The organism is Thermogladius sp. KZ2Tp1, assembly GCF_051131135.1.
Lineage (GTDB): Archaea > Thermoproteota > Thermoprotei_A > Sulfolobales > Desulfurococcaceae > Thermogladius.
This window is the reverse complement of sequence record NZ_CP151274.1, coordinates 212,717-238,201: the sequence shown is the minus strand read 5'-3', so window position 1 is coordinate 238,201 and position 25,485 is coordinate 212,717. Positions and strand designations below refer to the sequence as shown.

At 55.9% G+C, this 25,485-nt stretch carries 29 protein-coding genes; 18 read left to right on the top strand and 11 right to left on the bottom strand.

Translation table 11 applies throughout. The features are described from left to right. Positions 1-981: 981 nt before the first annotated feature. From WLZ34_RS01200 to WLZ34_RS01180, 5 genes are all read right to left on the bottom strand, one after another. Positions 982-2,181 (bottom strand): DNA primase, encoded by a 1,200-nt coding sequence (locus tag WLZ34_RS01200; protein WP_434731558.1) that lies wholly within the window; start codon positions 2,179-2,181, stop codon positions 982-984. 162 nt (positions 2,182-2,343) lie between these two features. Then, entirely contained in the window at positions 2,344-2,868 is a 525-nt protein-coding gene (locus WLZ34_RS01195) for a hypothetical protein (protein WP_428724077.1), read from the bottom strand. After that, positions 2,865-3,836, bottom strand: a complete 972-nt coding sequence (locus WLZ34_RS01190; protein WP_434731557.1) for a helix-turn-helix transcriptional regulator — start codon at positions 3,834-3,836, stop codon at positions 2,865-2,867. The genes WLZ34_RS01195 and WLZ34_RS01190 overlap by 4 nt, the downstream gene beginning before the upstream one ends. Before the next feature lie 49 nt (positions 3,837-3,885). Further along, complete coding sequence (locus WLZ34_RS01185; protein WP_434731556.1) at positions 3,886-4,620, bottom strand: hypothetical protein; 735 nt, start codon at positions 4,618-4,620, stop codon at positions 3,886-3,888. A gap of 132 nt (positions 4,621-4,752) precedes the next feature. Further along, positions 4,753-5,994 (bottom strand): hypothetical protein, encoded by a 1,242-nt coding sequence (locus tag WLZ34_RS01180; protein WP_434731555.1) that lies wholly within the window; start codon positions 5,992-5,994, stop codon positions 4,753-4,755. A 92-nt stretch (positions 5,995-6,086) separates the two neighbouring features. Here WLZ34_RS01180 and WLZ34_RS01175 point away from each other — a divergent pair, with 92 nt between their 5' ends. The 5 genes from WLZ34_RS01175 (at position 6,087) to WLZ34_RS01155 (ending at position 10,316) form a co-directional block, all read left to right on the top strand. Further along, entirely contained in the window at positions 6,087-6,704 is a 618-nt protein-coding gene (locus WLZ34_RS01175) for a hypothetical protein (RefSeq protein WP_434731554.1), read from the top strand. A gap of 25 nt (positions 6,705-6,729) precedes the next feature. Beyond that, positions 6,730-8,331 carry an NAD(P)H-hydrate dehydratase gene (locus tag WLZ34_RS01170; protein ID WP_434731553.1) on the top strand — a complete coding sequence of 534 codons (1,602 nt, stop codon included), beginning with the start codon at positions 6,730-6,732 and terminating at the stop codon, positions 8,329-8,331. A gap of 39 nt (positions 8,332-8,370) precedes the next feature. Next, positions 8,371-8,529, top strand: coding sequence for a hypothetical protein (locus tag WLZ34_RS01165; protein WP_434731552.1), 159 nt, complete (start codon positions 8,371-8,373; stop codon positions 8,527-8,529). A 5-nt stretch (positions 8,530-8,534) separates the two neighbouring features. Then, on the top strand, positions 8,535-9,104 hold the full coding sequence (locus WLZ34_RS01160) for a YkgJ family cysteine cluster protein (protein WP_434731551.1): 570 nt from the start codon (positions 8,535-8,537) through the stop codon (positions 9,102-9,104). A gap of 189 nt (positions 9,105-9,293) precedes the next feature. Next, positions 9,294-10,316: a hypothetical protein gene (locus tag WLZ34_RS01155; protein ID WP_434731550.1), complete on the top strand. Its 1,023-nt coding sequence runs from the start codon at positions 9,294-9,296 to the stop codon at positions 10,314-10,316. A gap of 34 nt (positions 10,317-10,350) precedes the next feature. On the opposite strand, the gene WLZ34_RS01150 is transcribed toward WLZ34_RS01155, so the two are convergent. Next, complete coding sequence (locus WLZ34_RS01150) at positions 10,351-11,169, bottom strand: D-aminoacyl-tRNA deacylase (protein ID WP_434731549.1); 819 nt, start codon at positions 11,167-11,169, stop codon at positions 10,351-10,353. 59 nt (positions 11,170-11,228) lie between these two features. On the opposite strand from WLZ34_RS01150, the gene WLZ34_RS01145 reads away from it, so the two are divergent. The 3 genes from WLZ34_RS01145 (at position 11,229) to sfsA (ending at position 13,122) form a co-directional block, all read left to right on the top strand. Further along, positions 11,229-11,972 carry a tRNA(Phe) 7-((3-amino-3-carboxypropyl)-4-demethylwyosine(37)-N(4))-methyltransferase gene (locus WLZ34_RS01145; RefSeq protein ID WP_434731548.1) on the top strand — a complete coding sequence of 248 codons (744 nt, stop codon included), beginning with the start codon at positions 11,229-11,231 and terminating at the stop codon, positions 11,970-11,972. 67 nt (positions 11,973-12,039) lie between these two features. Continuing rightward, a complete protein-coding gene (gene metG / locus WLZ34_RS01140) occupies positions 12,040-12,369 on the top strand; it encodes a methionine--tRNA ligase subunit beta (protein ID WP_434731547.1) in 330 nt (109 codons plus the stop codon). Positions 12,370-12,411: 42 nt separating this feature from the next. Further along, positions 12,412-13,122, top strand: a complete 711-nt coding sequence (gene sfsA, locus WLZ34_RS01135; RefSeq protein WP_434731987.1) for a DNA/RNA nuclease SfsA — start codon at positions 12,412-12,414, stop codon at positions 13,120-13,122. 85 nt (positions 13,123-13,207) lie between these two features. Here the strand turns inward: sfsA and WLZ34_RS01130 are convergent, their stop codons facing one another. The 3 genes from WLZ34_RS01130 to WLZ34_RS01120 are packed head-to-tail and all read right to left on the bottom strand — an operon-like array spanning position 13,208 to position 16,228. After that, complete coding sequence (locus WLZ34_RS01130) at positions 13,208-14,584, bottom strand: acetate--CoA ligase family protein (protein ID WP_434731546.1); 1,377 nt, start codon at positions 14,582-14,584, stop codon at positions 13,208-13,210. A gap of 59 nt (positions 14,585-14,643) precedes the next feature. Next, positions 14,644-15,228, bottom strand: a complete 585-nt coding sequence (locus WLZ34_RS01125; RefSeq protein ID WP_434731545.1) for a hypothetical protein — start codon at positions 15,226-15,228, stop codon at positions 14,644-14,646. A 1-nt stretch (position 15,229) separates the two neighbouring features. Then, positions 15,230-16,228, bottom strand: coding sequence for a hypothetical protein (locus WLZ34_RS01120; RefSeq protein WP_434731544.1), 999 nt, complete (start codon positions 16,226-16,228; stop codon positions 15,230-15,232). A 2-nt stretch (positions 16,229-16,230) separates the two neighbouring features. Between WLZ34_RS01120 and WLZ34_RS01115 the strand changes: the two genes are divergently transcribed. Beyond that, complete coding sequence (locus WLZ34_RS01115) at positions 16,231-16,935, top strand: HAD family hydrolase (RefSeq protein WP_434731543.1); 705 nt, start codon at positions 16,231-16,233, stop codon at positions 16,933-16,935. Positions 16,936-16,952: 17 nt separating this feature from the next. Here WLZ34_RS01115 and WLZ34_RS01110 read toward each other — a convergent pair whose 3' ends face one another. Further along, positions 16,953-18,128: a nicotinate phosphoribosyltransferase gene (locus WLZ34_RS01110; RefSeq protein ID WP_434731542.1), complete on the bottom strand. Its 1,176-nt coding sequence runs from the start codon at positions 18,126-18,128 to the stop codon at positions 16,953-16,955. A 1-nt stretch (position 18,129) separates the two neighbouring features. Then, entirely contained in the window at positions 18,130-18,546 is a 417-nt protein-coding gene (locus WLZ34_RS01105) for a secondary thiamine-phosphate synthase enzyme YjbQ (RefSeq protein WP_434731541.1), read from the bottom strand. 122 nt (positions 18,547-18,668) lie between these two features. Here WLZ34_RS01105 and hsp20 point away from each other — a divergent pair, with 122 nt between their 5' ends. The 9 genes from hsp20 to ppa are packed head-to-tail and all read left to right on the top strand — an operon-like array spanning position 18,669 to position 25,462. Further along, complete coding sequence (gene hsp20 / locus WLZ34_RS01100; RefSeq protein WP_434731986.1) at positions 18,669-19,235, top strand: archaeal heat shock protein Hsp20; 567 nt, start codon at positions 18,669-18,671, stop codon at positions 19,233-19,235. 46 nt (positions 19,236-19,281) lie between these two features. Further along, entirely contained in the window at positions 19,282-19,809 is a 528-nt protein-coding gene (locus tag WLZ34_RS01095; protein ID WP_434731540.1) for a metallophosphoesterase, read from the top strand. A 9-nt stretch (positions 19,810-19,818) separates the two neighbouring features. Beyond that, positions 19,819-20,685, top strand: a complete 867-nt coding sequence (gene udp, locus WLZ34_RS01090) for a uridine phosphorylase (protein WP_434731539.1) — start codon at positions 19,819-19,821, stop codon at positions 20,683-20,685. Next, entirely contained in the window at positions 20,654-21,631 is a 978-nt protein-coding gene (locus WLZ34_RS01085; RefSeq protein ID WP_428726905.1) for a carbohydrate kinase family protein, read from the top strand. Before udp ends, WLZ34_RS01085 begins: the two co-directional genes overlap by 32 nt. Continuing rightward, a complete protein-coding gene (locus WLZ34_RS01080; protein ID WP_434731538.1) occupies positions 21,628-22,350 on the top strand; it encodes a hypothetical protein in 723 nt (240 codons plus the stop codon). The genes WLZ34_RS01085 and WLZ34_RS01080 overlap by 4 nt, the downstream gene beginning before the upstream one ends. Positions 22,351-22,405: 55 nt before the next feature. Further along, positions 22,406-23,539, top strand: coding sequence for an ADP-forming succinate--CoA ligase subunit beta (gene sucC, locus WLZ34_RS01075; protein ID WP_434731537.1), 1,134 nt, complete (start codon positions 22,406-22,408; stop codon positions 23,537-23,539). A gap of 1 nt (position 23,540) precedes the next feature. After that, positions 23,541-24,425 carry a succinate--CoA ligase subunit alpha gene (gene sucD / locus WLZ34_RS01070; protein ID WP_434731536.1) on the top strand — a complete coding sequence of 295 codons (885 nt, stop codon included), beginning with the start codon at positions 23,541-23,543 and terminating at the stop codon, positions 24,423-24,425. Between the two features lie 36 nt (positions 24,426-24,461). Continuing rightward, entirely contained in the window at positions 24,462-24,878 is a 417-nt protein-coding gene (locus WLZ34_RS01065; RefSeq protein ID WP_434731535.1) for a hypothetical protein, read from the top strand. A gap of 53 nt (positions 24,879-24,931) precedes the next feature. After that, entirely contained in the window at positions 24,932-25,462 is a 531-nt protein-coding gene (gene ppa, locus WLZ34_RS01060; RefSeq protein ID WP_428726910.1) for an inorganic diphosphatase, read from the top strand. The last annotated feature ends 23 nt before the right edge of the window (positions 25,463-25,485 follow it).

The window sequence follows — 25,485 nt, the reverse complement described above, 5'->3', positions numbered from 1 at the left end:
GTTTGAATCATGGAGAGGCTTCTACTAGTAGTACTGCTAGCAGGAGTATTGGCTCTCCCCAACACGGTCCTCTACGCGGAGCCTCAAACTAGAATCGCCCACACCACGATTTACTACGACGGCCTTCTCGAAGTAGCTACTAGCGGTGAGTACACTCCGAGAAATTTTGTAAACAGCGGGGCTAGTTCCTTCTACATGAGGGTCACATACCTGGTGAGAGCAGACATAGAGATAGCCGTCGTGAACGGGGTAACTATGTATAGCGCAAACATAAGCAGGTGGATCGACTCGATCTCCTCCGCTCCACTGAACGTCGTCAACTCCACTTCGCTACAGGCCGAGAGCAACTTATCCTATGCTTCTATCGGTGTTTTCAACCCACCTATTGTCCTATCCTTCAACGAGAGCCTGGGATGGGACGTCTTAGACTGGAGCGGGTTTAAAGAGAACATTGTCTTGTTCGACGTCGACCTCGTACACAAGGGGGTCAAACAGGTTGAGAGCTACGAGAAGACCAATGTAATGCTGATCAAAGACCTGTACTACGAGCCGGTGACCATGATCCCGGTGTTCTATGCGTATACCTACTCTGTTCAGTCGCCTAACGGGGGTGTGATGGTGAGGGTCAGCCTTAACGGCCTCTTCTCCACATTGAACTTGACTTCAATTGTAAGGAGGGAGGTGATTTCGATCGGTGTCGGGAACGACACTAGCGTTGTAATAAGGGTCGACAGGCTAGTCCACGACAGGCTCAGCGTGGAACAGGTCAACAATACCTCGATCAGGCTCGTTTTCAACGGACTCGCCCCCGCCTTTATCCAGGTAGAGATACCACCGAATGTGGAGTTGAAGTCGAACGTAGGTTTCACGAAGTTGAGTAGTGGTCCTACAGCGTACTACGTCTACGAGGGGGTTGTCTCGGGTGATGTATTGTTGGATTTCGGCGAGAGGGTGTCCCTCTTAAGCGGGAACCAGACCTCCTTAACTGGGGGTGTAGGACTCCCCATGAGCACTAATGTCGGAGACCTCGTCTTCACCGCCCTGGTGGTCTCCCTCTCCGTCTACGCTGCCTACCTCCTCGCGGACAAGATCTCCCGGTCTCTCTAGCGCGCCTGTCCTCCCTCTCCTCAAATTCCTGTAGTAAACCGACAAGGGGTTCCTCCCGTCGCACCGGTCTAGAATAGGGCAGACCCCGAGAGCCTTTAGTTTGTCGCAGCTATAGGGGCTGTACTTCTTCCTACCGCCTCTCAGGCCTGCCAAATGCTCGACCTGGTAGCGCGTGACCTTCTCGTTGAAGTCGGGTGCGGAGCTGAAGATCTCCACGACCTGGTCTACTTCGAGACCTATGTTAAGCAGGAAGGTGGCTATGAGGAACCTCTCGGCGTGGGAGACGTTCTCGCCCTGCCTTAGGCGCTCAATAGCCCTCTTAACGCAGGGAGGGAAAGCCTCCTCTTTGACAACCTGTACTCCTTGCTCACCAGCGATGTCAGAGGACGCCGCCCCCTTTACTTGGGCGATTTTCCGCGCCTCTTCCAGCAGTTTTTGGTCAACTCTCAAAGGCTCCAGAGCCTCGAGTGTCTTAAGCACGTGCTGGTATATCGCCTCCTCTAACACTCTCGTATAGGTCTCTTTGTCGAGGTAGACCCTCCCCTTGGACACGACGTTGCTGGATATATGGTATTTCTTGTCCTGGGAGAGCCTTGCGGATACTACCGCTAGGTAGGACTTCAAGCCCATAGAGAAGCTCAGGGCCCTGTACACCACGGTTCCCTTCTTCAAGTGGAGGGGGATCTTGTGGGGCTGGTCGTTCAGCTCGACGTCTAGCCCGAGCTTCTGCCCTATACCTACCAGCGTCTCGTCGTCGAGCCCTTCTAGCAGATTACCCGCCTGTTTAGAGTACGCTACAGCGATCTTAGTGTAAAGCCTTCTCTCGGCCAGCGACTTCGCCAACATGGCGAGGGCGTAATAAGCCGCGACCTCGTGTTCTAGGGGTAAGCTGGGCTCCGCTGGAGTGCCCTCGGTCACGATCTTGTCGAGGTTCTGAAGCACCCTCAGGCGTATGGGTGAGTCCTCTTGTTCCACGAGCTGCTCTAAGGGTGCGCCTCTTAGCAGGTCTGATAGCTCTTCTCGCTTTATTAGAAACGGGAACTGCCTGTAGTCGATTACCCGCCTCCTCGGCATGTCGTTCTCCAACCCGTAACGAGGTGTTCAGCGCTTTGGCCCCACATCACAGTTCAGGACGACCTCTTGTGAGGTCCCCTTACATCATCAATCTTACCTTCATACTCTTCGAGAGTTATAACGTTTAGCGCCTCAGCGCTACCCACGATCGAACTGGCCGAACTACCTTAAGTCGAACACGATCTCCTCCCTTCCCGGTAGCCTCGTCCCCCTCGCTACCGTGAACTTGACCCCCCTGCCCTCGAGCACGACCTCGTATGGGACGTTCAATGAGGCCCTGACGAATCTCGCGTTCTCGGGGAAAACCCAGTATACCGTGTAGTCGTACTCGGCGGTCTCCTCCTCGTACTCGTTTAAGTAGTGGTTCAGCCCCTTTCTCAGCTCGCCCTTGAACACGATCTTAAAGACGATGTACGCGAGGTTCTCCAGCCCTGCAACGCCGATGTCCACGTCTTTCACTACCGGGTATACCCTCTTGTTGTTGATATACACTCGCTCCTCGTCGAGGAAATACTGCATGTTCCTGGCGAGGAGCTCTATCTCTCTACCACGTTTAACGGGGTCTTTGGAGATCTCGAGGTACAGTCTGCCTGGGTCGGAGTAGAGAAACACTATTGTCTGGTCCACGAGCCCCGAGTCGTGTACGTGAAAGAAGCCGTAGCCGTAGATTGGCTGGAGCTCGCTCATTTCTTCAACCTTTTATAGAGAAGAACACCTTTCTCGGTCAGCTTCAGGACGTTGTATTTACCTACCCGCTCTACTTCGACATAGCCTTCTTCGAGCAGTCTCTTGACCCTCCTACTGATACTGGACTTGGGCCTCTTCGTGATCGAGACCAGCTCGCTCTGTCTGAGACCCTCCTCGCCCGCCTCTCCTAGGGCCAGGACTATCTCTCTAACCACGTCGTCCTCCTCGAGCCTCTTAGGCGGCAAGGTCTCCACCTCCAGCCGCCCCCGTCTCAGCGAGTAGTAGAGGGCAGCGGCAACAGTGCCTGCTAGAAGAGCAGTTACCGCCCAAACCCACCAGGGCATTGACACGGTCTGTGCTCCGCCAGACGGCTGAGACACCTGGTTCATCGGTACTAATAGTATTACGTGGTAGAGCCCGGGAGAGCTAAACGTTATTACTGTTGTGTTGGCGGAGTAAGAGACAGATACAGTCTCCGTGGGAGAGTCGAACCTCCTGGCGATGACCTGGTAGACCCCCGGTACGGTGATTGTAGACGTAAACGAAGTGTTGCGGAACATCGTGAAGTCGAGTACAGCCTCGTACGAGCCCGGCGTTAGCTCCTGGAAGAGGTCGTAGAGCAAGAGGTAGACGTTAGCGGTCGTCGGCGAGTTGGCGACGAAGTCGATGACCCCTGTAGAGGAGTTGAACGAGGGGGGTACGAGCACAGCGGCGGAGTTTGAGAATGTCGCGTTCAAGAAGCTGGCGTTGGCGTAAGACGGGTTGACCAACTGAATAGAGAACTGAGTCGTAGTATTGACGTCTACATTGAAGGTAATACTCGCGTAGCCGCTCCGGGCCAGCGGGTCGTACATTATGTAGTACGTCACATTGCTGATAAGGGGGTGCGAGCTGAGAGCCGGCGCAACGGTCAGAAGGTAGGCTACGACCAAGAGAGCGGAGAGCCCTGTAGTCGCCTTTCTCAACATGAAAGCCTCGACTCCCTTTACGCTAAGTAAAAAAGTCGTGTAAGGAAATTTAAGCCCTCTTCCTAGCCAGTACTACGCCTATAACCCCGAGAACTACCAGAACGGCCAGTACTATAACTACCAGCGCGGGGTAAGCCAACGGGGGGCCCTGCGTTGTCGACGGGGTGGTGGCTGCCGCTGGCGACCGTGTTGGTGTTGTAGGGGTCGAAGTAGTGGTCTGCAAGCTTGTAGTTGTAGCGGTAATAGCAGGGGAGGTCGTCGTTGGGGGTGTGGTGGGCGAGACCGCTCCCTGAGTGTAGACGGTGAGCGTGAGTATTAGTGTACCCCTCCCGTCAACGTGTATATTTGTAGTGTTAGACGAGAAGTCCAGCCTAGTAGAGCAGGGGAGGCCTACACAGCTCACGTTGTAGAGGCCCGGGACGTAAATGTCCACGCTCACGCTGCCCGGCATTGCCGAGGTGTCGAGGGTCACGGAGTAGCTGCCCGGCACCAGCGGTGTCATGAGGTCTCTAATACTGTAGGTCAGGGAGAAGCCGCTCGTGTTATTCAAGAGGACGGCGACCACGTTAGCCTGCTGGTCGTGGAAATACGGTAGTGGGGTGCCATCGCTACTCGTGACATTCAGTACTGTGATATTACTGCCCGGCAACAAGCCTATAGTGAAGTTCACGGGTGTGGCTACTACACTACTGAAGACTATATTGTAAGTTACGAACCCCGCACCTGCAATAGGGTCGTACACTATTCGGACGCCTATGCTAGAGACCTGCTGCGATAAAGACATCCCCGACAACAGCATAATTATCGTTAAAAAACTCAAGGCAAGTAACGACGAACCTTTCACCTTTGGTCACCTTGTTACAGGAAGGGGGTTTAGGGTAAAAAGGTTAAAAAAGTAGTATGTGGCTATCCGCACTTAGTCCTCGTTTTCCAGTTCGTGTTCTACCTCAACATGGACTTCGTGTATTTGGCTCTTGATCTCCATTTTTAGGTTGAACTTACCATTGGTCAGGTTGCTAAGGTAGTTGGATACCTCGTCAATTATCTGTCCCATCGTCTTGTTCTGGCTCAGCCCGCTCTGTATGATCTGGGCTATGGCGTTCCTGAACTCGTCCTCGCCTCCCCTGAACTTGACCTTTATCTCCTTCAACACACCGCTCTGGTTAGTCGCGTTCATTACCATGTTTTGTACGAAGTTCTTAATGTACCCATCGACCTCGCCCTTCACCTTGAGCTTCCACTGTAGCGCTATTTCTCTGACCACCTCAACTACCTGCTCCGTCTCGTTGGCCTCGCCGATCTTGATCTTGGTTATAACGACCTCCTTAAGGCCCTCCGGCAGCCTCTCGAACACTTTTACCAGCGTCTCCCTGCCGAACTTCTCCTTGAGGAGGAGCTCGTCTATGTGGTGAACTGTGGGTAGCTTTAGGTCCTGGGCGAAGACGTTGGTCACGAGCAGGCCGTAGGCCTTGACGTAGGTGTGGTAGGCCTTAATAGCCAGCCTGAAGGCCAGCGAGATGTTACCCGCTGACAGGTTGGACTGAGCGTAAGACAACAGTTTGTCTCCGAGCTCCGTCAGGTTGCTGAGCCCGGCGGGGACGGTCAGGTTCCTAGACTGGGCTGTCGAGACTGCCTGCGAGAGTATCGACTTCAGGTCTGAGGCCAGGTTTATGACGGCAGCGGTCATCTGCTCGCTAGTAGCGTTCTGGTTAAAGAGGGCGTCGAGCGTCTTACCCAGTACCGGGTAGGCCAGCGGAACAGCGTGGCCGTAGTGGATCGCGGCAACGACAGCCATCACAGTTGCCCTCTTGGTTAGGTTCTCGCTACTAAGGTTGAGGGCCCTCTCCAGGAACCTGTCCCCGAGGTTGAGGGTCACGTTAGCAGCTGTCACGTTGTGTGATATCTCCCACTCGAACAGCGGGTACGTCACGTTCCTGACGTCGTAGGCCAGCTTCAGGGCCTGGTCAAACGTGATGTTGAACGCCGGCCTCACGGCGATTGTCCCGTTAGCGATATCGACCTCCTCTTCTACATCGACGTTTTCGGGGGCTCTGTACTGGTCCTGCGGTTGCGCCTTTGCGAACGGGATTGCTACCAGCCCTATCAATAGGCCTGCTAGTATTAGGAGGCCACCTAGGCTTGCCAGCCAGGCTCTCACACGCACCACCTGGGCTCAACTTAGGTGGACCGTTTTAAATAACCCCTCCACCCAAAATCTAATTGGAACCGTTCCACACCCAGCTGGAACGGTTGATCACTTTGACCTGGGAGTACGACGAGCTGTACAGTTGCCCTCTGGCCCTCCTGCTGGACGAGTTCCCCGTAGGCCGCAGCAGAGCCTACGTGGTGGTCCAGTCCTTGAACTACAGGGTCAACATACTTAGGAAAGGCGGCTCTTACAGGGAGGTCTCCAACATCCCCAGCCTCTTCGACGCGGGGCCTGTCCTCGAGGCGTGCAGGGCTGTCTCAAGAGGTGTCGACCCAAGATCCGTAAGCGACCCACTCGTGAGGGTCGTCGCGACCTCCTTCTTCTACGGTGGCTTTGGCGTGTTCGTCGACACTGCCGAGGGGGAGACTATCCCGCTACAGCTTGAGATGGTGTCGCCGCACCTCTACCTGTACTACCAGAGGCAGGGAGGCGACAGCCTGGACCTGGACACCTGGGTGCGGGTAGGCGCCTTCTTGAGGTCCGGTTTCGACAGCCTCGTGAGCGACCTCTGCTGTAGAAAGATAGAGTGCCGGGGCGGCGCATACCTAGTCTGCGGCGCACGGGGGTGCCTAGTCGTATCCCGGCACGAGATCCTCGGGGAGAGCCGTCAGAGGATCTTCGTAGACAACACACCCATGCGTCACGTGGTTAAAATCTGAGGGGGTAATGTAGATCCTTCTGGGAGTGGAGTGTTTGAGGTTCTTCAAAGTCGTAAGCTCTAGGGAAGCGAGGGAGATCGACGAGAAGGCCAGTAGCGAGTACGGCCTTGACAGCGAGGTGCTGATGGAGGACGCGGGTTCGGCTGTGTACGAGGTTGCTAGAAGGGAGTTCGGCTTGGACAACAGGTTCCTTGTTGTAGCCGGGACAGGGAACAACGGAGGCGACGCGTTGGTGGCCGCGCGGAGGTTGTACTCGGCTGGGGCCGAGGTGCGAGTGCTGGTCGTCGGGGACTTGGCCAAGGCGTCAACGCTTATGGTTAAGAACCTGGAACGCCTGCGGAAGATGGGTGTTAATGTCACTGCGGTGTCGAGTGAGAGAGACCTCGAGTTGCTGAGAAGAGAGATCGAGTGGTCGACTGTATTGATCGTCGGGATTTTCGGTCTGGGGTTGAGGGGTGAGGTCAGGGACTACAGGCGTAGCGTGATCGAGGCGGTTAACAGCTCCGGTAAGCCGGTCATCAGTGTTGACATACCGTCGGGGGTTAACCCTGACAACGGGAGGGTGGAGGGGGCTGCCGTGAAGAGCACTGTGACAGTGACGTTCGGGCTACCCAAGTACGGGAACGTCCTTCACCCTGGAGCCTACTACTCGGGGAAGCTCTACGTCTCGGCCCTCTCCTACCCTCCCGCCCTCCTGGACTTGCCCGGCATAAAGGTGGAGCTAAACTACCCGGTGAAGATCCCCGAGAGGTCAAGGTGGGGTCACAAAGGCACTTTCGGCAAATACCTCCTCGTAGCAGGGTCGAGGTACTACTACGGGGCGCCCTACTACGCCTCTGTGTCCTTCTACCAGACCGGGGGTGGGTACGCTAGGCTACTGGCCCCGAAGTCCGTTGTCCCCGTACTGGCTGCGAAGGCCAGCGGAGTGGTGTACATACCTGGAGATGAGACAGAGGAGGGGTCCCTATCGTTGTCGAACCTCGAAAGGCTATTGAAGACCGTTGACGAGGCGGGGGTAGACATTGTCGCCGTAGGTCCAGGTCTATCAACCCACAGGGAGACAATGGAGCTGGTCGCGAGGGTTGTCGGCGAGGTGAAGGTGCCGGTCATAGTAGACGGAGACGGGCTCACGGCACTCTCCGGCAGGCTTGACGTGCTCAAGTCTAGGTCGCAGCCGGCGGTTCTGACCCCTCACCCCGGCGAGTTCTCGAGGTTGACGGGTCTCTCGATTAAGGAGATAGAGAGCGACCCCGTGGGTCACGTAAGCAGGTTTGCTAGTGAGTACAAGGTGTACGTCGTGTTGAAGACCGCCAGGAGCGTGATAGGCTTCCCCGACGGCAGGGTCTACATAAACTTGACAGGAAACCCCGGTATGGCTAAAGCCGGTATGGGGGACGTCCTTGTCGGGGTGGTCGCCGGCGTTTTCGGCCTCGGGCTGAGAGACGTGGGGCTGGCTCTTAGAGCAGGTGTGTTGGTGCACGGGTTAGCTGGGGATATCGCTGCCGGCGAGGTAGGCGAGGACGGAGTCACACCCGACCTAGTCTTACAGACCCTCCCCCGGGCGGTCAAATTGCTCAGGGAGAACCCTGAGGCGATCGTTGACCGCTACTTCCCCATACGTCTATAATCTGTTGTAACGAATTAGCTTACTCGAAGGCGGGAGCGGTTGCCGGGTGAGGGCAAGAAAGAAAGGAAGACGCTCAAAGGTCTGATCGTCGACGAGGATGTCATCATACAGTACAGCCTGGGCTCCCTTAGCGAGTCTCCATGCTACTCCTGCCCCCTCAGGGGGTTCTGCCCCGTTAGGAAGTTTAAGAGAGGTTAGGATAGTTGTCCGATAGGCTTCTCAGACCGGGAGACAAGATCCAGTTCAAGTGCGGGAGGAGCGGTGTTTGCTGCTCTAGCGGGCCCAACGTCTCTTTGACAGTGTACGACATATGCCGCATATCCAAGTACCTGGGCGTCGATTGGAGAGAGCTGGCGGGCAAGAAGGTCTATGTGGTGGTAGCCGACTACGTGCCTATACCTATCCTGAGGGGCTTGAACAACAAGTGCGTCTTCCTGGAGTACAAGAACGGCATTCCCACGTGCTCCATCTACCCTGCTAGGCCCATGAGGTGCAGACTATTCCCGTTCATCCCGGTATCCCCCGGGAATAAGCGTGTCGTAAGAGTCTCGAGTATATGCCCGAGCGTTGGGAAGGGCCCCCTAATAGAACCACCGTGGAGGTTGCTGGAGGTCTACTACGAGGAGGTCAAGGCCCACTACAGTAAGGTCATGGAGCTAGTGTTGAACGGTGGGCTGGACCCTGTCGAGGCCCTTGAGAAAGTCCTCGACGAGGTCTGCGAGAAGGGCGAGGACTGGCACTGGGACTTGAGAAAGCTGGAGGAGACGTGGTGACTCAGCCAGGGGTTCATGCTACGGCATTGCGGCTGCTAACCAGCGGCAGGGCGTCATCATCCCGTGTGACGATTAGTTTAAACGACGATATTAACCTAACTCCCCGGAACCGTGTTGTAGGCTTGATTTCGTTTCCAATACTTGAAGACTAATAACTAACCCCCTCTTTATTATTACTCGGTGTGTTGGTTGCCAATAGGGGTTATTAGCGAGGTCTACAGGGGAAGCCTCAACGCAGACCTCCACTACGTGTTCACAGAGGTCAATAAGGTGTTGACGACCGCGGAGGGCTCCAAGCTAAGCCACACCATAGACATCCCCAAACCGGTAGGGGTCGAGTCCCTGTACGCGATACTCGAACTACTAGTCGAAACAAGCTCGCCGCGGATCGACTGGAAAGTGAAGGTTAACGGTGTTAACGTCTCGAAGGAGTTCAAGCCGGCAGTCTCGATAAGGCATGAAGGCAAGTTCGTGCACAAGCTCATATACGACGTAAAAAGCGTGCTCAACACCCCCGAGTCCGTTAGTAAGGCCCGCGTCCACATGACCATCAGACATGAGGGAGGCGGCGATGCCGTCTTGAAGTCTATAGGCTTTATCGTCGCGTACAGCCAGTCGGAAGCCTACACGACGCTGAGGCAGTACTCGGGCTTGCTACTGTTGGACAAGGGGGAGAGGTTCAGGATGAGCGAGCTGTGCGAACACGGCGGTTCGAAAGTCGACATAGTAGCCTACTCCCCAGCCCCGACCTATGTGACCCTTAGCAACGGCTCCAGCACGAGGAGGCTAACAGCTAAGGGGCTGTTGAACACTCAGCTAGACAGCGAGTTCTGTAAGGTGCTTGAGCTCTCTAACGAGGGTCTTAGCCCCCTTTTCGTGCTCAATGTGTTATCGAGCAGCGTCCAAATTAAGAGAGCCTCACTCAAAGTAACTAGGGTGGCCCCGGTCGTCGCCGACAAGCATCTGGGCTTAAAAGTCGAGATCGCCAACGTGGGAGAAACACTGCCTGACGAGGCGATTCTGATAGTCCTCGAGAAGGGCTTCGTGAGAGGCGTCAAGAGAGTGACTCCTCCACCACCAGGTGGGAGAGTGGAAGAGGTCGTGGGGTTCCAGGCCGGTCAAAGACCCGAGGTGATGACTCTAAGGCTCGTCTGGAAGAAACTAGCGAGGACGGACTTCGAAGATGTACAAGTGAGCATACCGAGCGTCTAGACGACTAGCTAGCACGCGTGTACAGGTCCTCCTATTATATGTACACGACCTCCAGCCCCTTACTGTCCGCAAACGACTCTATCATCACTCTGTGCTCTAGTCTAGTGCTCTTCTTCTCCACTACGATGAGCTCGACTGACCCATAGGTCCTCCCGATCATTTGTTCCAGGACCTCGGCTGACAGGTACTCAATCGCGTACTTCGGCAGAAGGTGCCCGAAGCAGACCTTCTCTCTAAGCGAGTACTCTGTGTGTTTCCACGGGTAGTGCCCGCCCCCGATCCCGATCGCAGGCCTACACTCAGCGGGCCCGCTCTCGAGCAGGCCGGCTACACTCTCGGCTAATATCTCGTGGTTCACTTCGTCGGCCCACTCGGTTTGCGAGCTCCCGATCTCCACGAACGTCAGCGGCTTCTTCAGGCTGGTCGGTCCGTGGTGCGTGGCCTCGTAGCTCACCCTGTACTCGTCTAGTCTACCCATCGCCCCCGCCCTCTTCACCAGCTCCCTGAGGAGACCGAACGCCACCGCTGGATTAGCGATGCCCAGCTCTCCAGGTCTACCCCCGTAGAGGGCTTCTCCGCCGAAGTTCCCTGTGTGGTGAACCGTGTAGCTCTTGACACCGGCTTGTGAGGAGTGCCTAGACAGTACGATGAAGTACTCGGCCTCTGGCATGGCGTCGTCCAGGAAGTCGAACTCTATTACGTCCTTATCGAAACCGGCAACGGTCACTCCAGGTCTAGACCAGCACTCTACAGCACGGCATTCCGCCCTCCTGAAGCCGAGTCGGACAAGTCTAGCAGCAGCCCCCGCCCCCGCAGGGTCGTTGACGCTGTAAACAATGCCGATCAAGCGCACGGCCCCCGTCGGTGGTTAATATCCTCTAGTAGTTATGTCTGTTAAATAAGTGAGCGTATTTGGTCGTCGACAGTAAGTCGTGGTACAAATTTAAGAGGCAGCTGTGGTCTAGGCTGTGGGAGGACTTAGAGATAGGGTACCTCGACAAGGACCTCCTGCCTGTCCTCGTGTTGTTCAACCTCGACAGGGACATCTACACCCTGAGTAGTTGCAGTGGGAGGATCGTTGTGAGCGACTCCAAGTACCCGTGGAGCAGAGAGGAAAGCAATATCGTGCTCAAGAAACACGTGCCGCTAGACTACTCGGAATTGGACGCCCTACTCAAGAAGCCGGTCGTCAGGAGGCTGTGGCTTAACGCGACCGGTCCCATCATACACTTGTCCACGAGAGACCCTCGCACAGCAGCTTACGTCCTCAGGGTGGCGAGGCTTGCCGGGTACAAGCACAGCGGGGTACTGAGCGTGAACAGGTACAAGGGGGTTATAGTCGAGCTGACCACCGGGGTCCGCTTTAGTACTTTCCTGGCGGAGGCCGGCAACGCTCTCGAGGGTGACGACGTGAGGAAGCTCGTGGAGAAGGCGAACGAGATACTGCTCTACGGGAAGCTCATGCTGAACAGGCTGTACGAGGTCGCTAGAAGACACCTACCGCGAGTCGTTGACGAGGAAGTGGAAAGGCACGTGAAGGCCCGGGGTGGGTTGTTGGACAAGGCACCGGCGGAAATATTCGTGGACATGATGCGCCGGCTCAACCAGTTCAACTACATAGAGGCCTACAAAAGAATCGTAGCAGGAATGAGCTAGGAGGAGTTTGAAGGAGAGGAAAAGTGTATTTATCTCGACACCCACATACATTCACGTGGTGCTCGGTTTGAGCAACGTGGTGGAGTACGAGGACTTCGCTAAATTAGACCTGAGAGTAGGGCTAGTGAGACACGCCGAGAGAGTCCAGGGTAGTAAGAAGTTGATCAAGCTGGTCGTCGACCTCGGCGAGCTGGGCGAGAGACAGGTGGTGGCGGGGCTAGCCGAGTTCTACAAGCCCGAGGACTTCGTAAACAAGTACGTGATCGTAGTCGCGAACCTGAAGCCGAAGAAGATCTTCGGGCTCGAGAGCCAGGGTATGATCCTGGCAACAGACACCGAGACACCTGTACTCGTAACTGTCGAAAAGCCCGTTAGGCCGGGTAGTCGCATCAAGTAATGAGACGCCGACCGAGCCTAAGCCGGTGACAAATTGCTTCAAGTGTTGATGCTGGGCGACGTAGTGCGTTGCTACATCATTAAGAGGGCTACGAGGTTCACGGTCGAAGTAGAGGTCGGCGGTTCCTTAGCTACTGCCTACACCAACAACACGGGTAGACTCCTAGGATACCTGACGAGGGGGAGAGTCGGCTACTGCTTGAGAGCAAGAGGCGGTAAGCACCCACTGAGGCTCGTGGCTGTCGAAGACGGTGAATACGCGGCGCTCATAGACACGAGACTTCAAGAAGAGGCTTTTGCGGAGGCGGTGCGCCTAGGCTGGCTCCCATGGCTTGCGGAGTGCTCTATATCAAAGAGGAACCCCAGGGTAGGCAGCTCAGTCCTAGACCTTATGCTGGACTGCCGGGGTAAGGCCACGTTCGTCGAGCTGAAGAGCGCCGTGATGAGGCTGGAGGAAGGGTTTGCCGCATACCCCGACGCCCCGACCAAGAGAGGTAGGCAGCAGATCGAGCACCTCGCCGAACTCGCGAGGCAGGGGACTCGGTCAATCATAGTATTCATCGCAGGCATACCCAACGCCAGGGGGTTCAAGTTCTACTGCGAGGTGGATAAAGAGATCTGCCGCTCGGTCCGAAAGGCGATGGAGGCCGGGGTCGAGTTCCGGGGCGTCAACTTCTTCGTGGACGTTAAGAGCAACGCTATCGTCCTGGGAGACGCCGACCTCCAGGTGGACTTGTCGTGCTGCATACAATAGTGGGCGCCGAATAATGAGCCAGCGACTGTAGACCACGGGGGGTAAACGGTCGGGAATAGGTTGAGGGGAAACGATTAGAACCAGGCTAGGCAGCACTAGTGAGTTTCTCCTTAAACTTCTTGTACTTCAACATAGCGGCTAGACTGCCCACAGCCCGCTCGGGGCTTGGGTAGGCTGGGATACCGTTTTTGTTCATCAACTTGATGGCCTTTGCCACGTCCTCTCCCCCGACAAAACCAGCTATAAGCGGCTTCGTCATCGTCTTCCTCACTTCTATCAACCTCTTCGCCAGGTCGACCGGGTCTAGAACAGCAGTCCGGCAGTACAGAACTATGATGTTGTCGACCTCCTCGGAGTTCTCGAGTATCTCTAACGCCTGTACATAGTTGTCTGCTACGGCCCCTCCTGTCAGGTCGACCGGGTTCCTGGCACTTCCAAACCATGGCATCGTCTTCCTCAGTTTCTCCTTGAGAGAGCTGCTGGGGTCTATCAGGTGAACACCGTGGAACTCGGCGGCATCCGTGGCTAGGACCCCTACACCCCCGCCGTTTGTGAGTATGATCGTCCGGTCACCTCTAGGGAGGTCTAACAGGGAGAACGCCCTTGCCCAGTCGAACATCTCCTCTATGGTTTCGGCCTCTAGTATGCCTGCCTGCTTGAAAGCCGCCTCGTACACTTTGCCGCTACCCGCCAGGCTCCCGGTGTGGCTAGCGACGGCTACCGATCCCCTGGCAGACTTTCCGGCTTTGATCAAGATCACAGGCTTCTTCATGACGACTTTTCTCATCTCTTCGATGAAGACCTTCCCCGACGCTGGCTTCAGGCCCTCGAGGTAAATTGTGATCACTTTAGTGTTCTCGTCGTCTGCTAGGTACTTCGAGATCTCCACTATGTCTAGGTCGCTCATGTTACCGAGGCTCACAAGGGCCGCCATGCCCAGCTCCTCCATTAGAGTCCAACCCATCAACGCAATACCGAGTGCCCCACTCTGCGTCAGGAACGATATACCTCCGGGGGCTATCTCCTTCGGCCCGAAAGTGGCGTTGATTCTGTTGGGCGTGTAAGCGTACCCGAAAATGTTGGGACCGAGAACCCTCATGCCGTACCTCCTCGCGATCTCGACGAGTTTGCGTTCGCCCTCCTCGTTTCCTGCCTCGGAGAACCCGGAGGTTATCACGACCAGGAACTTCACGCCTTTCCTCCCACACTCTTCAGCTACTTGAAGGACCTTGTCAGCGGGTACCGTGATGATGGCCACGTCGACTTCGTCTTCTATTTCTAGAACGCTCTTGTAGGCTTTCAAGCCCAGTATCTCCCCCGCCTCGGGGTTGACCGGGTACAGCCTTCCCTTGAACCCGTAATCAACGAGGTTCTTTAGGATGATATGACCTATCTTCTCGGGGTGTCTACTGGCACCTATCACAGCGATGCTCTCCGGGTTGAACAGCCTTCTCAGGCTCAATACTTAAGCACCTACAGGGCCCTTACGGTAACTCCTTACACGGATAGAGGATTATATAATCATATTTGCGGTCGTAAATGGCTATCTAAGAACGTGCTAGTTACAATTATGGGCTCTGGCGGGCCGAGGTCGATGGTCGCGTAGAACCCGCGCAGTGCTTCGCCCAGACATGTGAAACTGCCGAGGCGTCTGGTCTCTTTGCAGCTCGTGATCAACACACCGCTAGGTTTAGTCCTCGCGATCACCCTGTCCACGAGCGGGCTAGTCAGGGCGAGCCCCGGCTGTACAGACTCGGGAGGGGCAAAGTAGGTTATGAGTATGTCTACTTCCCCAACACTACGAAGTCTCTCGGGCAGCGGGTTGTAGCCGATGTTAAGGACCTTTTTACCCCCCAGTTCCACCACAACCGACTCAACATACTCCCCGTAGTCTTTGAAAGCCTTGACAACGCTCTCGTCGTCTATTCTGCCAGCGAAGCCCATAACCCTTAGACCACAGGACTCCGCGAGGTACCTCACCGTATTAGGGCTCTTTACGTCCCCCGCCAGGTGTACGACGTTGACGCCCTCCCTCAGGGACGCTAAGCACACGAAGCGTGCTAGTGCGTGGAGACCCCTGAGCCCGTGCACTACCAAGACCCGCATTTCAACCAACCCATATAACGCTCCCTCTATACTCTTGACCGCCAACTAAGACCCTGCAGTAGCCAGCAGTATCGCTGCACTGTAGCAGCCCTCTCGCAACGGCCCTCCCCCCTTCGTAGAATAGGGGAATATACGTGGCTTCGAAAGACATCACCTCGCGTATGTCCATCGGCGGTGTGGCCCCCTCCACCTGCCTCCACCTGGTCACCCTACCAGTAGTAGGGTAGTTGAGCGCGTCTAAACCCCCTTCGACGTCGACCTGAACAGCAGCGATACCCATAGTCTTGAAAGACGGGAGGTTTAGGAGACTACCAGGTACTCCGGAGTTGTAGATGATCGAGTACTCTGTGCCGTGGAAAACACCCCTCCTGTAATTCCGGTAGTACTTCAGAACCTCGCTTTTGGTAAGGCTTGTCGCCTCTGCGTTGGTCTCAGCCCACGAGCGTAGTCTAGTTTCACTGAACGGTTGGAAGAGACTCTTGTTCTCCGACACGAACTCGATCACCGAGGCCGAGTCGCGCCAGCCGTAGACGACCATGTCCACGTCGCTCGTTTCGGGGTTGTGTATAGAGGGTAGCACCGAGCCAGTAACGCCGAGGCTGTCGAGGCCTGCCACCTGGAGTAGTGCGTGGGTCATTGAGGCGGCAACTACCTCAAGCCTGTCTCTGACCCTGGTCAACAGTTCGCGCGCCCTCAGCACAGGGTTGTACACTCTCTCTATTTCGAGTTCTCCGACGCAGGGGACGGCAGAGTCGTAGAACGGTACGAATACCTGCTTGAGGACACGCCTTCGGACCTCGACTGGGTCGTACTTGGCCACAACCCGCTCTAAGCGCGAGAAGCTATCTCGCCAAGGGGTCTCCGCACTGCCAGGGCAGTACTTCACGTAAGACAGTACAGCATACCTCTCGTGGTTGTTGCCTACCACGACAGCGTAGCAGTTGTTCCTAAGCCTTAAATAGTAATGGTCTAATACCGTGTCGTATAGCAAGCGTGGCACCTATGGATCCATCAAGTGTACTGCTGGCTTTAGACTATGACGGGGTCCTAGTAGACAGTTACAGGGGTGTATTCGACTTCTACATGAGGGACCTGAAGGAAATGATCGGGATTACGAGGGAGGAGGCGGAGTTCTTGTTGTACACGGAGTTCTTGAGCGAGGGGGTCGGATTGATGAGGGAGGACTGGTGGTTCAAGTTCATACCACGCTTAACACAGGAGCTGTTCGACGACCTGATCACAAGGTACTGGGAGAGGAGGATCGAGAGGACGGTTGTCCTGCCCGGTGTTGTCGAGTCGCTGAAGAAGGCGAGGAGAGAGGGTGTCGTGATCGCCCACGTCGGCTACAGGGACGACATCTACGGCTTGAAGAGGGAGAGACTGGCTTACGACGGGCTGATAGACCTCTTCGACGAGGTGGTAGTTGTCGGAGAGGACTACCCGACCAGGCACGACGCCATTGCTAGCTTGATCGACAGGTACAGACCCGAGAGGGTCCTATACGTGGACGACAAGGCGCAGAACCTCTACGTTATGAGGAACCACCTCCCCCCAAACGTGGAGCTGTACAAGGTCTCGTTCTCGTCACTCTTCGACTTCCCCTGGAGGAACCCGGGAAGGGTCTTCAAGGAGTTCAAGAACGTCTACGAGGTGGTCGAGTACGCGGTCAGAAAACGTGATCGGGCCCGGGGACAGCCTTTAGCGTAGCGCCCCTCTAAAGCCGCTCAGTTCACCACGGGCTCCGGGACTTCCCTGAGCTGCTCCAGCACGTAAGCCCTAATCTCCTGCGGGGACGGCAGCTTGTCGACCAAGAGCCTCCCGTTCTCCACGTACTTGGCGAGCATCGGTTTGTACCCCTCAGGCGCCTCCCCGGACTCTAGGAGTAGTACCTTGTCGTTTAGGCCAGGCCTCTTCCTGTAGAGCTGCTTAGCCCCCGGTAGCTTACCTCTCTTTGAAACAGGCTTCCATCTACCCTCCTCGTAGACCTCCACGATGTCGGCACTGATGTCGACACTCGGCGGTGAAGCCACACTGGTCCCGATCCCGAAGGCGTCCACTACATCGCGTAGGGCAACGATCTCCTTCTCGTCGATCCCGCCGCTCACAACGATCTTCACGTGCTTGAACCCGAGGATGTCGAGAGTCCACCTCACCTCTTCGACGATAGCCCTCATATTGCCTCTCCTCGAGCCAGGAGTGTCGAGCCTGACGCCGCTGAGCCTCTCTCCTAGGAGCTTCGCGGCCTCTACGGCCTCGATCCTCTCGTCGTAGAAGGTGTCCACCAGCATTATACGAGGCACACTCTTGTCGACCACCTCGTCGAAGGCCTTCCAGGCAGCCCTCTGTTCGCCGAACGCTATGATTAGAGCGTGGGGCATTGTCCCTTGGGGCTCGACCCCGAGATACTTCCTGCTCATAGCCCCCGAAACAGCGTCGAACCCCCCTATGTACGCGGCCCTGTCGATCATCGGCGCTACGGCTGGGTGCGTCGCTCTCAGGCCGAAGAAGAGGAGCGTTTTGTCCATGGCCAGCCTCTTCAGCCTAGCAGCCTTCGTCGAGATGCTGGAGTAGTGCCTGAGGATACCGAGTAGCGCGGTCTCGTAGAGGATGATGTCGTGTAGGTAGCCCTCGATGAGCATCAAGGGCTCGCCGGCCTTGAACAGGGTGCCCTCAGGTAAGCTGTAGACTGTGACCGGCATGTCTTTCAGTAGCCACAGAGCCTCCTCTAGTCCAGTGAAGACGGCCCAATCGTAGCCCCTGGGCAGCTTCATTACGTGGAACTCTATTCTAACCTTCTTCTCGAGTTTTTTAGCCTCGAGGATCTGCTTGCTCCTGACAAAGTATATGTCGGTTACCTCCCCGGCCCGTATCTCTTCAGGGGTGGCCGTGTAGAGTCTCAACTCACTCACCCATCACCGTGACAAGCACGCTCCTCTCTCTGCGGGGACCGTCCATCTCCACGAGGAACACGTTCTGCCAGGTACCCCTCACCAGCCTACCGTTGACAACAGGCAAAACCCTCTCTTGGCCGAAGAGAGCGGACCCTATGTGCGCGTGGGCGTTGTCGTCTATAATGTTGTGCCTCCACTTGCTGTGACCCGGCTCGGTGAACTCGGCGATTTTCTGGATTATGTCCTCTATCAGCCCGGCCTCGTGCTCGTTTAAAACTACAGCGGCAGTAGCGTGGGGGGCAAAAATGAGGGCAAGCCCGTTTCTAACCCCGCTGTCTTCGACGACCCTCTCTACTTCACGGGTTATGTCAACGAGTTGAAACCTGCTAGACGTCGAGACCTTGAGCTCTTTTGTCACAACCTTCAAAGCGGCCCCCATGAAGCCTTATCAAAGTGAACGCTTATATAGGATACCTGGATTTGCTTAAGAAGCTCGAGACATAGGTATAAATCTTCTCTGGCACACAAGTAGACAGTAGGGTGACAGTTGTGTCCGACGACTGGGATTACTGGCGTAGGAGGCGTAGGTTCTTCGAAGACCCCTTCAAGTACATCGAAGAGATGTTTGACGAGATGATGGAGGACATCGAGAGGATATTCAGGGAGTTCGAGCGAGCACCGCTCGACACCAAAGAGCTGGAGAAGAGAGGGTTTAAGCTCTATGGTCCCTACGTTTACGGCTTCAGGGTGACGATCGGACCCGACGGTAAACCGGTAATTGAGGAGTTCGGAAACGTTAAGCGAGTTAAGGGTAGGCCAATGATCACCGAGGAGAGAGAGCCGTTAGTGGACGTTTTCGAGAGCGACGATGAGGTGACGGTGGTGTGCGAGCTGCCCGGCGTTGACAAGGACAAGATCAGCGTTGAGGTTGGAGAGGACAAAAAGACGCTCATAATAAGAGCGAGTGACACAAACCGGAAGTACTACAAGGAGGTCAATTTACCCACTGAAGTAGACCCCGAGTCTGCGAAGGCCTCTTACAAGAACGGTATACTGGAGGTCAAATTAAAGAAGGCTAAGGTTGAGAGGAAGGGGTTCAAAGTCAAGATAGAGTAAATCGAAGCTACTTTTTCCTCAATCACGGTCCTCACGGGGGACGGGCATGAGAGTGGCAGTGGTTAGTGATACCCACGATAACATACGTGCTATAAAGAGGGTCGCGGAGAGGATCACGGAGGCTGGAGTCGAGACCGTCATCCACTTGGGCGACATCATATCGCCTTTCGCGGTAAGGCTCCTCCGGGATGCGTTGAGAGGCGTTAAGGTAATAGGTGTCCTGGGCAACAATGACGGCGACGTCCTACAACTGGCAAAGCTCTTCTCCGAGGCCGGCTGGGAGCTGTATAGCGGGCCGAAGATGATTGAGCTAGGCGGCAGGAGGATTCTCGTACTCCACGGCTACGGCGGTGTAGCGGACACGGAGAGCCTGGTAACAAACCTAGCCAAAAGCGTGGAGGTAGACGCGGTGTTCTTCGGCCACACCCACAAGGTGATGGTGGAGAGGCTCCAGGGCAGGCTAGTCTTGAACCCGGGGGAGGCCTGCGGCTACTTGACCGGGAAGTCCTCTTTCGCACTCGTAGACCTCGATACAATGGAGGCGAGCATCCAGGTAGAGGAGGCTGGGGTGTGAGGGGGCTCTATGACCGGGGAGAGGTTGAGTTCCGCTAGCAGGCCTGTTAGCGCCGAGGGTAGGGTGTACCACCTAGCCGTGAAGCCGGGTGACGTATCACGCTATGTCCTTTTACCGGGCGACCCCGAGAGAGTGTCGCGGATAGCCAAGTACTGGGAGAAGCACTGGCCTGTGGCAACTCACAGGGAGTACGTGACTTACAGCGGTTACTACAAGGGGGTTTTTATCAGCGCTACTAGCACCGGGATCGGCGGTCCGGCCACAGCGATAGCCGTCGAAGAGCTGGCACAGGTCGGGGCCGACACGCTCATAAGGGTGGGCACTACCGGTGCCCTAACGAGAGAGGTCAAGGTGGGGGACATAATCATATCAACGGGTGCCGTCAGGCTCGACGGCACAAGTAGGCAGTACGTGATACCAGAGTACCCCGCGGTCGCGTCTTTCGAAGTAGTACTGGCCCTTATAGAAGCGGCGGAGGAGCTGGGTGTAAGGTACCATGTCGGGTTGACCGCCAGTAGCGACAGCTTCTACGTCGGGCAGGAGAGACCCGGTTTCAAGGGCTACCTACCGCCATTTCAAAGGGGGCTAATAGAGTTCCTCAGGTCGGTGAGAGTCCTGAACTTCGAGATGGAAGCCGCGACGATATTCACGCTCTCAAACATCTACGGGCTTAGGTCTGGAGCGGTCTGCGCCGCGATAGCTAACAGGGAGACAGAGGAGTTCATTGTCGACGCAGGAGTCGAGGACGCGATAAAGGTCGCTAACGAGGCTGTCAAGATCCTGAGTGAGTGGGACAACATCTCATCGAGCAGGAGGCGTGCGTTCGTGACCCCCTCGCTGATCGGTGAGTGGTTTGAAAAGAGGAGAAAAACATAGCCTGAGGCCCGTCCACGTCAGCGTGGGTAACGTAAACGTAGATATTCTGTTTTACGTCGACAAAATACCCGGCCCCGACGAGTCTATCTACGCTAGAGACTTGAACATAAGCCCGGGCGGGGCGGCGCTAAACTACGCGGTTGCCGCAACGTACTACGGGCACTACGTCTACCTCGTCGCGTCTGCGTCCAACCACGTCCTAGTCCAGAAGTTGCTCGAGGAAGTTAAGGAGATAGGGGTCGACACTAGGTACGTCAAGGTCGTCGACGAGCAGCCGGGCGTCGTAGCAGTGTTTGTCGCAGAGAAGGGGGAGAGGCACATGGTGAAGTTCAGAGGCGCCAACGAGTTCTTGACGTTGAACGACATCCCTAGAAACCTCGTGAAGGACGCGAGCGTCGTACACCTAGCTTCTGTGCCCCCCGACATCGTGGAAGGGCTGGGGACGGTCGCAAAGTCTCACGGTGCCATCGTCACGTACGACCCCGGGCTCTACGCTCTCGAGGTTCCAGAGGAGATTGTTAGGCTGTCCAGCAAGGTCAACGTCCTCTACTTGAACAGATCGGAGGCCAGGAGAATGGGGGTATCCAATGTACTCCAGGCTCTACACAGAGGCGTAGACATGGTGGTCGTCAAGAGAGGGAGCGAGGGTGCTGTTGTGGTCACGGGTGGTATGAGGGTTCTCAGAGGCTACTCTGAACCTATTAGGAGGGTAGTGAACGCAACGGGTGCGGGTGACGCTTTCGACGCCTTCTTCAACGCCGCTTACGTCGACTGGGGTGACCCCCTCAAGGCACTCCTCTACGCGCTCGCAGCGGGAGCCCTCAAAACCTACTGCAGGGGCAGCACGCTGTGCTGGGACAGACACCTCTTCGCTAAGCAGCTCGAGAAGACTACCGTGGAGGATCAGGGTAGAGTTGACGAGAACAGAATAGGAGACTTCATTTGACGGAACGCGCTTCCGACAACTGTGTTGGCAGGCTTCTCGGCATAGTGGAGGCTACTGGGCGAGCGCTCCTAGCGACGCCGCCGCTTCTACTCGTCGAGGCAGAGAGGGGGGTCTTCGAGGCGCTCAGAACAGTGGTGGAGAGAGTCGGGGGTGGAGTTCGAGGTGTCGTTATAGTTGTCGACGATACCGTCGAGGAGACGAGGAAGTGCATCAGAGTACTGTGTTCCACGAACAAGGCCTTGGACGTCTTCGCGACATGCAGTATATTGGAGTTAGTTGAAAGGGTCAACCAGCTGGCCAGCTCTATGAGAGCCTTCAGGGAAGCCATATCCAAAGGCGCGGAGGAGCTCTACGACAAGTACGTAGAGTACGCAAGAGAGCTCGACGACCTCACTGGGCGCATCACACGCTACTGGGTTGAAAGCCCCGACACCGTCGACGAGGTCATCCGCCTCTCCCAGTCGCCGGTGCAGTCTGCGGTCTGCGATAGCGCTGTCCTCACAGGTCTGATCAGCAGTAGGTACTTTGCCTCGTCTAGAAGTGTAAGGGTTGTCCTGGTCTCAGAGATCGCTGGAAGCGCGCAGGCGGACTACTCTGCGAGGACGCAAGTTGTTCTAGAGAAGCTCGGGGGCGACGGCGATCTGATCGTAGTCACTGACGAGTCCAAGTTGATTGCACTAGGAGGCCTTGTTCACAGGTACGCAACTGTAGTATGCTGACGTACACGTGTTTTATATACCGTGGTTGCGAGTTTATAGAATAACTGGTGTCGCCATGAGGCTACTGGAGTACGAGGCTAAACAGGTTTTCAGGGAGTACGGTATTAAGACCCCCGAGGGCGTTCTCTGCCGCTCACCAATGGAGGTCAAGGAGGCTGTCGCGAGGCTTGGTGAGTCCGTTATTAAAGCCCAGGTGCCTGTAGGTGGTAGGGGTCTAGCCGGCGGAGTCAGGTTCACGGGCGACCCTGAGGAGGCCGTGAGAATAGCGTCAGAGCTTTTCGAGAGAGGGGTAAGGGGGTATAGAGTCGACGCGGTACTCGTCGAGAAGAAGGTGTGTGTAAACAGGGAGCTCTACCTATCAGTCACGGTCGACAAGTCTGCGAAAAGCATTGTCTACCTGGCCTCGAGACTGGGCGGGGTCGAGATAGAGGAGCTAGCCAAAAAGAAGCCAGAGGAGGTTCTAAAGATCAACCTAGACCCGTTCATAGGCTATTCGCCCTTCGTTGCCAGGACGATAGCGTCGTTTATTGGTCTACCACCGTCCGCCTGGGGCGAGTTTGAGAGAATAGCCGTTGGTCTCTACAGGACCATGATCGACTACGACGCCGAGCTCGTCGAGATAAACCCGCTAGTCGTGGACTGTGGAGGTTCCCTCGTAGCGTTAGACGCCAAGATACTGGTAGACGACAACAGCCTTTACAGGCACCCAGACCTGGCGGGTCTAAAGAGTAGGGAGCTGACAGAGGAGGAGAGGAGCGCCAAGGAGAAGGGCTTCACCTACGTGTCGCTCGACGGCTATATCGGGGTTATCGGCAACGGAGCGGGGTTGACGATGGCCACGATGGACTTGATCGAGTACTACGGTGGAAAACCAGCTAACTTCCTAGACGTCTGGTCGGGTGGAGGGGCTAGTAGGGACAGGGTGAAGGAAGCCGTGAAACTGCTCCTCGAGAACCCTCGTGTCAAGGTGGTTTTGGTCAACATATTCGGTGGGATGACGAGGTGCGACGAGGTAGCCATGGGCGTTAGGCAGGCTCTCGAGGAGGCACCGGTCAAAAAACCGATCGTAGTGAGACTTATGGGGACCAACCAGGAGGAGGGCGCAAGAATTCTCAGGGAGGTAGGGCTGGACGTCTACGAGGACGTTGACGAGGCCGTCCGTAAGGCCGTAGAGCTGGCGAGGGGGTGATATGGTGCTAGCGGACAGGAGTACCCGTGTCATCGTCCAGGGGATCACAGGTAAGGAGGGTAGTTTCCATACGAAGCTCATGCTCGAGTACGGCACAAGGATAGTGGCGGGCGTCACTCCCGGTAAGGGCGGCTCACAGGTCCATGGGGTGAGAGTCTACGACACGGTCAGAGAGGCGATCGGCGAAGTGGGCCGGGTGGACGCGTCCGTGGTGTTCGTGCCCGCTAAGAATGCTCACGACGCCGTTTTGGAGTCTATCGAGAACGGCGTTAGGCTAGTAGTCGTTATAACCGAGGGCATACCGCTCCACGAGGAGTTGAGAATGGTGAGCTACGCCAGGTCACGTGGCGTAGTAGTTGTAGGCCCGAACACTCCCGGCCTGATCGTACCCGGCGAGACGAAGCTGGGTATTATGCCCGCGAACTACTACAAACCCGGGGTAGTAGGGATCATGTCGAGGAGCGGTACTCTATCGTATGAAGTGGCCTGGCAGCTTAGCAGGTCTGGGCTAGGAGTGTCCGCAGCGGTCGGTATAGGAGGAGACCCTGTGACAGGCCTCGACTTCGTGGAGGTTTACGACAAGCTCTTGAAAGACCCGAGGACGAAGTACGTTGTTCTCGTCGGAGAGATCGGGGGCGACTACGAGGAGAGGTTCGCGAAGTACTACTCGGGATTGAGTGAGAAGAAACCCGTTGTAGCGTACATAGCAGGTAGAACAGCACCGAGGGAGAAGAGAATGGGGCACGCGGGCGCTATTATATCGATGGGGTTAGGCGACTACGAGTCAAAGGTCAAAGCCCTACAGGAGAGCGGCATACCCGTAGCTAGGAGAGTCAGCGAGATCCCCACTGTGATCCAGTCCATTGCTAGTAAACAATATTTTTAACTTTTAGCATTCGAATTATATCCTAGTGGTGTAAATATGTCCATGGTCGTCAGGGAGTTTAAATCCGTTGGAGAGCTAATCAAGTTTATAGACGAGCAGATCAACAGCTACAGGGCCCTCCTAGCCGAGTTCCTGAGGAGGCTCGAAGACGTCCGCGTGAGATCCGAGCAGGAGAAGAAGCTGAAGGACCTCCTCAAGAGCCTGGGTGTAGCCGAGACCAAGAAGTCTACTGTGATCGACCTGAAGGACTCCAAGCTGATAATAGACCCGTCTGCCGAGGAGGAGAGCAAAGTGATCGAAGAGACCGTGGAGAGGTTGAACAAGAACATCCAAGTACTCCAATCTATTAGGAAGACGCTCGACCCGCTGGCGAACCTGGACATAGAGGCTAAGATAACAGTGGTTCTACGCGACGGTATCCCGGCGAGTGTACTGATCAAGCTAGGTGGTTAGGGCTCAGGTTCGATCGGGTAGTCGGGAGCGCGGCGTCTTGGTGGTGGAGAACTATGAGTATATTTGACAAGATAGGTCCAGGTGACAAGGCCCCCGAGGTAGTCAATGTCGTTGTAGAGATTCCAATGAACAGCGGTGTCAAGTACGAGATCGACAAGGAGACAGGTATAGTGCAGGTGGACAGAGTCCTGTTCACGTCTATGGTCTACCCCTTCAACTACGGCTTCATACCGGGGACTCTCGAGGAGGACGGAGACCCCGTAGACGTCCTGGTCTTCATGTACGACACTCTTCTACCCGGGTCGTTGATCAAGGTAAGACCTATAGGCGCTTTGGAGACGGAGGACGAGAAGGGCAGAGACGTGAAGATAATAGCCGTGCCGTACGAGAAGATTGACGCAAGATTCGAGAACATCAGGGACATCAACGACTTACCAGAAATGGTCAGGCAGAGAATAGCCCACTTCTTCGAGCACTACAAAGAGCTCGAGAAGGGTAAGTGGGTCAAGGTCGTTGGCTGGAGGAACAGGGAGGAGGCCCTGCAGAGGATTCGGAACGCGATCGAGAGGGCTAAGAGGAAGTAGTGTCAGCTCGGCTCTTTCTCGTC